Below are 2,290 nucleotides of genomic sequence, written 5' to 3' on the forward strand. Positions count from 1 at the left end.
GCCCTTGCCCAGGACGGTGACGTGGGCGGTGCCTCCGGCGGGAACGGGGCCGGTGGCGCCGAGGTTGGTGCGGGTGTCCAGCACGCGGGCCGGCGCCAGGGACACGAACGTCCCCGGCGCGGATGGCATGGCCGCCGCCTCGGTGGGAGCAGCGAAGGAGCGGGTGTCGAAGGTCGGGTCTGCGTGAGCGGCGGCAGGGCTCACCGCCAGACATATCGCTGCCACGGTAGCCAGCCGTCGAAGAACCTGGCGCATTGGGGGCCTTTCATGGCAGGGAGCAGAGCTGGGACTCGCGGGTGCAGCTCAGGACGTCTTGACGTAGCCGGAGATGTCGGCGATGAGGTTGCTCGTCGCGCTGGTGTAGAGGGCGACGCGACCGTCTGCCCCGACCTTGACGAGGATGCTGTTGCTCGTGGCGCCACCGCGCAGGTAGTTGACCGTCGAGGTGGACGGACGGGCGACATCACTCGGGTAGGTCGTGAGCCAGCCAGTGGCGGTGGGTCCTGCCGCGGTCACGTTGAGGGAGACGGCCTTGACCCCGGTCGTCGGGACACCGCCCACACCCAGCACCTTGAACGTCACCACACTCCCGCCCGGGACGGCGCCCACGGTCGTCCCCACGCCGCTACGGCTGTCGAGGATTCGCGCCGGGCTGGTGCCCACGAAGTCCGACGCAGTGGGGAACCACCCGGCGACGTCGATGGCGACGTCAGCGGACGTCGACGGGCTGTACAACACACGGCCGTCTGCACCGACCTTGACCAGCACGAAGGCAGCCACCGTCGTGCGGGCCCGGAAGTTCGTGGAGCTCGTACTCGGCATGGGCAGCCCTGAGGGCCAGACCGTCGCGTAACCACCTGCGGCCGGTGCGATGGTGGTGACGTTGAGCGCCACCGATCCGACTCCGGACGACGGCACGCCGCCCCTGCCCAAGACCTGGATGGCCAGCGTCCCGCCCGCGTTGACCCGGGTCTGTGGTGCGCCGAGCCCGCTCCGCGTGTCGACGATGCGGGTTGGGTTAAGGGCTGTGAACGTGCCGCCGGTCGTGGGGTAGAACCCACCCACGTCCACCAGCAGGTTCGTCTTGGCGCTGCTTGTCAGGGTGACCTTCCCGCCGGTCCCGAGCTTGACGATCGCTTGGTTCGCGATGGTCACCCCGGCGGGGAAATTGAGGTTGGAGACCGTGGATGCCGCGGCACCCGTCGGGAAGACGCTGACGTAGCCAGCTGCGCCCGGGGACACGGCCGTCACGTTGAGCACCACGGCTGCGGCGCCCGCCGCCGGCACTCCGCCACGTCCACCGACCTGAAGAGCGAGGGACTGCCCGGGAGCAAGGACGGCCTTGGGCGCGCCCAGTCCGGTGCGTGTGTCGAGGATGCGCGCCGGAGTGAGCGGCTGGTACCCGTTGTAGCGCGTGGCGCAGGGTGTTCCAGAGCGGGTCGCACACACCGTGTAGCTGCCGGACTCGTTGCTTCCCGCCCTGAAGGACGCGTAGTAGGTACCACCCAAGGACGAGTTGAAGGTGATGCTGTTGCAGATCCCCCAGGGCGTGGCGCAGGACGAACTGGCGCCCACTGGACTGCCGGCCGAGTCAAGGACGGTGAGGTACGGCGAGCCGCTCAAGGTGCTGGCCAGGCTGGAGGTGGTCACCGAGTAGTCGCTTCCGGCCGCCGTCTGGAATCGGTACCAGTCAATGTCGTCATCAGACGCCGCTACCGTCGACGGCACGGCGTCGATCGCGGCCACGTGGTTCTCGGCCAACGCCAAGGACCGTGCGAGGTCCCAAGTGCCGTTGGGTTCGCCGAGGGCGTCCCAGGTTAGTCCTTGGGAGTAGCTGGGGAGGACTCGGATCTTGTAGGTGCCAGAGCGGCCTGTGTAGTTGGTGCTCACTCGGAAGTAGTAGGTGCCGGGCAGGGAGATTTCGACTGTCCGTAGGACGTTGCTGCGTCCGTTGCCGCCGCTGCAGTCGATGCCCATGGAGGTTCCGTCTGTGCGGTAGGGGATGACGCACATCGCTCCCATAGCGGCGGCGACGTCGTACACGTCGATGGTGTAGGTCCCGGCCTGTGATGCCTCGAACCGGTAGAAGTCCTTGTCGTCACTTGCTGCGGCCACGCTGGAGGGGACGGGGTCGATGGCACGTGAACGACCTGAGGTCGTGCCGACGGTGATTTGCTCGGAGAGCGCGATGCTGCCGTTGGGTTCGCCGAGGGCGTCCCAGGTTAGTCCTTGGGAGTAGCTGGGGAGGACTCGGATCTTGTAGGTGCCAGAGCGGCCTGTGTAGTTGGTG

2 protein-coding genes are annotated in these 2,290 nt (G+C 67.8%); both read right to left on the reverse strand.

The features are described from left to right. A partial coding sequence (locus ACFQW8_RS12110; protein ID WP_380087667.1) for a hypothetical protein occupies positions 1-204 on the reverse strand: 204 nt, incomplete at its 3' end. Positions 205-303: 99 nt separating this feature from the next. Continuing rightward, a partial coding sequence (locus ACFQW8_RS12115) for a hypothetical protein (protein ID WP_380087669.1) occupies positions 304-2,290 on the reverse strand: 1,987 nt, incomplete at its 5' end.

It is taken from the genome of Knoellia altitudinis (genome assembly GCF_042666355.1).
Classification (GTDB): domain Bacteria; phylum Actinomycetota; class Actinomycetes; order Actinomycetales; family Dermatophilaceae; genus Knoellia; species Knoellia altitudinis.